The following is a 3,233-nucleotide window of genomic DNA, read 5'->3' as shown; positions in this document are numbered from 1 at the left end:
CCACCCCGCTGCCGTTGGGGCTGGAGCATCGGCAGACCGAAGCGAAACTGGCCGGGTCCGGCCTCCCCCACGCGATCCTGCGCAACGGCTGGTACAGCGAGAACTATACCGCCGGCGTGCCGGTGGCACTGCAGTTCGGCGCTGTCATGGGCTGCGCCGGCGACGGCCGCATTTCGTCCGCCTCACGGGCCGATTACGCCGCCGCGGCCGCAACCGTACTCCTGGCCGAAGAGCAGGCCGGCAAGGTCTACGAACTGGCGGGAGACGACTTCTACACCCTGGGCGAGTTTGCAGCCGAAATCGCAGCGCAGTCCGGCAAGGCGATCAGCTACCAGGACCTGCCGGAAGCGGAGTACCAGCAGGCGCTGGTGGGCGCCGGACTGCCGGAACCGGTCGCAACCCTGCTGGCAGAGTCCGATACCGGCGCCTCCAAAGGCGGCCTGTTCGACGACAGCAAACAGTTGAGCGCGCTGATCGGCCGCCCGACCACGCCAATGGTCGAATCGATCCAACTGGCGCTCGCGTCTCTGGGATAACCCTCCAAAGGCCGGACCAGCGTCCGGCTTTCCTGCGCGCGCATCTACTATCGAGGAAAAGTTGCCGCCGATTCTCGACAGTTTGCAGATCGATCTCCAGCACTGGCTCTACCTGAGCCGGAACTTCGAGAGTCGCTTCAAATCGCTGGTAGCTGCCGCCCACTCGGCGCGCAGCACCTGCGAACGACTCGGCAAGCGCTGGGGTATCCGGAATTGCGAGCGCTATTTTCCGCCACCCGCCGATTCCTGACCTTTTGTTTTTTCTCTTAAGGAGCGCCATCGCAGGCTTGCTGCGAGGGTTGTTTTTTTGCCTGTGCCGTGCGAAGCGCGGCCCGCCGCGTCTTTTGCGGCGGCTGGAACGAGCGGTAGGAACTGTCCGCCGGCACGAGGTGAGCCTGGCACCTTGGCTTGCGCTGTTTTTGCAAGCCATGTGACAGGCGGGTTGATGTTCGGGGGGGGGCGATGCGCCCCGGCGCTGATCGTCGGGGTGCTTAGCGCTGGTGGGTCTGGTGGGTTTCCATATAACGGCGCAGCAGTTTATTGATGCGGGTCTGGTAGCCCCGGCCCTGGGCCTTGAACCATTTCAGCACGTCCGCGTCCAGGCGCAGGGTGACGGATTGCTTGGGCGGGACTTTCAGTTCCGCGTTGCGGAAGAAGTCGTCGTCCAGTTCGGGGATGTCGCTGGTGTCGATGTCTTCGTCTTCCATCTCCGCCAGGCGTTTCCAGTCAGTTTTAGACTTTGCAGTTTTGCTCATAACGACACACCTCGCTTTTGGTGGCTTTTCGGGCTGAGATAATGCGGATGACGTCGCCCCGGCGTTCGGTGTAGACCACCACGCCGATCAGGGCCCGTATCCAGCCAAGCGCGACCCAGCGCTCTTCGCCATAGTCTTCCCGATCGTCCGGCAGGGCCAGCATGGGATGGTTGAAGATGTCCTTGGCGTCGGCGAAGTCGATCCCGTGTTTGCGGATGTTGGCCACGTTCTTTTCCGGGTCCCATTCAAAGCGCATGGCCGCTCCGTATTGACACTTGTACATACATTCTAGACTCCTCAAGTCGCGCCGCCAACCCCGGCTTCATGCTCCATCCTCGCCGTCCCCGTCTTCCCCCGCTCGCGCTCCAAGACCTCGAACAGGGGTTCTTGGATGGGGTTCTTGGATGTTCTTTGTTCTTGGATGGACACCCATCAAACACAAGGCATCTGACGCCAGTGTTCTTGGATGGACACCCATCAAACACAAGGCATCTGACGCCAGCACTCTTGCAACCCTATCGAATCGGCGCAAAATACTGTCTATCCATCCAACTGTATGAATGGCCAGATATGGGACTCCCTCGCAAATCCCTGGTATCTCTCAAAGCCACCCCTTACTACCACTGCGTCTCCCGCTGTGTGCGCCGAGCCTTTTTGTGTGGGCGGGACGAGCGCACCGGGCAATGCTTCGAGCACCGGCGCCAGTGGATCGAGGACCGGCTTCTGGAATTGGCCCGGGTGTTCGCTCTGGATGTCTGCGCCTATGCGGTGATGAGCAACCACTACCATGTGGTGTTGCATGTGAACGCGGCGCAAGCCGCTGGCTGGGAGCTGCACGAGGTGGTGGAGCGCTGGCACCAACTCTGCAAGGGCTCCCTGCTCTCCCAACGCTTCGCTCGCAACGAGATCCTGGACGCCGCGGAGCTGACGCAGCTCGCCGAGGTGGCGGAGGTGTGGCGGGCGCGGCTCACGGATATCAGCTGGTTTATGCGCATGCTGAACGAGTCCATCGCCCGCGAAGCCAACCGGGAAGACGGTTGTACCGGCCGCTTCTGGGAGGGTCGCTTCAAGTCCCAGGCGCTACTCGATGAGCGGGCCCTGGCCACCTGCCTGGCCTATGTGGATCTGAACCCGATCCGCGCGAAAATGGCGGAGGCACCGGAAGCGTCGGACCATACTTCCATCCGGCGGCGTATCTCCGCGGCTAAAGATGGCCAACAGCCGGAGCAGCTATTCCCCTTCATCGGCAATCCGAGGGAACCCATGCCGGCAGGGCTGCCCTTCCGCCTGCAGGACTACCTGGAGTTGGTTGACTGGAGCGGGCGCTGTCTGCGCGAGGACAAGCGTGGAGCCATCGAGGAAAAGTTGCCGCCGATTCTCGACAGGCTGCAGATCGATCCCCAGCACTGGCTCTACCTGAGCCGGAACTTCGAGAGCCGCTTCAAATCGCTGGTAGGTGCCGCCCACTCGGTCCGCAGCACCTGCGAACGACTCGGCAAGCGCTGGGCCCAGGGCATCCGGGATTGCGAGCGCTATTTCCCGTCACCCGCCGCTTCCTGACCTTTTGTTTTTCTCTATCGCAGGCTTGCTGCGAGGGTTGCTTGCCTCAAAAACGACTGGTGGCTGTCCAGTTTTTCCTTTAGCGAACGCCTGCCTTCCTACCTATTTGTGGGTGTCCAGTTCTGTGGTCAGTTAGTTAACTTTTGTAACTTTTGTGGGTGTCCAGAAACAGCTTGATCTCCTCCAGCGAGGTCGGCCAACGAGCACCTCAGCACGCCAACGTAATCGAAGCGGCGAAAAAGACCGAAGTGGGGCTGCTGGTCTACACCAGCATCCTGCACGCCGACACCACCCCGCTGCCGTTGGGGCTGGAGCATCGGCAGACCGAAGCGAAACTGGCCGGGTCCGGCCTCCCCCACGCGATCCTGCGCAACGGCTGGTA

4 protein-coding genes and 2 pseudogenes are annotated in these 3,233 nt (G+C 61.7%); 4 read left to right on the top strand and 2 right to left on the bottom strand.

Features of this window, described 5'->3' with window-relative positions:
* Both ACRC0P_RS05310 and ACRC0P_RS05305 read left to right on the top strand, forming a co-directional pair.
* Positions 1-536, top strand: a pseudogene (locus ACRC0P_RS05310) (KR domain-containing protein); the annotation flags it as partial.
* A 61-nt stretch (positions 537-597) separates the two neighbouring features.
* Complete coding sequence (locus ACRC0P_RS05305; protein WP_438628743.1) at positions 598-786, top strand: hypothetical protein; 189 nt, start codon at positions 598-600, stop codon at positions 784-786.
* Positions 787-1,027: 241 nt separating this feature from the next.
* Here ACRC0P_RS05305 and ACRC0P_RS05300 read toward each other — a convergent pair whose 3' ends face one another.
* Positions 1,028-1,291, bottom strand: coding sequence for a BrnA antitoxin family protein (locus tag ACRC0P_RS05300; protein WP_438628742.1), 264 nt, complete (start codon positions 1,289-1,291; stop codon positions 1,028-1,030).
* Positions 1,269-1,574, bottom strand: coding sequence for a BrnT family toxin (locus ACRC0P_RS05295; RefSeq protein WP_438628741.1), 306 nt, complete (start codon positions 1,572-1,574; stop codon positions 1,269-1,271). The genes ACRC0P_RS05300 and ACRC0P_RS05295 overlap by 23 nt, the downstream gene beginning before the upstream one ends.
* A 287-nt stretch (positions 1,575-1,861) precedes the next feature.
* Here ACRC0P_RS05295 and ACRC0P_RS05290 point away from each other — a divergent pair, with 287 nt between their 5' ends.
* Both ACRC0P_RS05290 and ACRC0P_RS05285 read left to right on the top strand, forming a co-directional pair.
* Entirely contained in the window at positions 1,862-2,851 is a 990-nt protein-coding gene (locus tag ACRC0P_RS05290) for a transposase (RefSeq protein ID WP_438628740.1), read from the top strand.
* Positions 2,852-3,009: 158 nt separating this feature from the next.
* A pseudogene (locus ACRC0P_RS05285) lies at positions 3,010-3,233 on the top strand (KR domain-containing protein); the annotation flags it as partial.

It is taken from the genome of Microbulbifer sp. (assembly GCF_051659245.1).
Classification (GTDB): Bacteria; Pseudomonadota; Gammaproteobacteria; order Pseudomonadales; family Cellvibrionaceae; genus Microbulbifer.
Note: the sequence above shows the minus strand (reverse complement) of the source record. Positions and strands in the feature narration are given on the sequence as shown.

Bases quoted from the DNA above. Each gene is read 5' to 3' on its own strand.
- ACRC0P_RS05290 (WP_438628740.1), top strand. From the start codon at position 1,862: ATGGGACTCCCTCGCAAATCCCTGGTATCTCTCAAAGCCACCCCTTAC.
- ACRC0P_RS05295 (WP_438628741.1), bottom strand. From the start codon at position 1,574: ATGTACAAGTGTCAATACGGAGCGGCCATGCGCTTTGAATGGGACCCG.
- ACRC0P_RS05300 (WP_438628742.1), bottom strand. From the start codon at position 1,291: ATGAGCAAAACTGCAAAGTCTAAAACTGACTGGAAACGCCTGGCGGAG.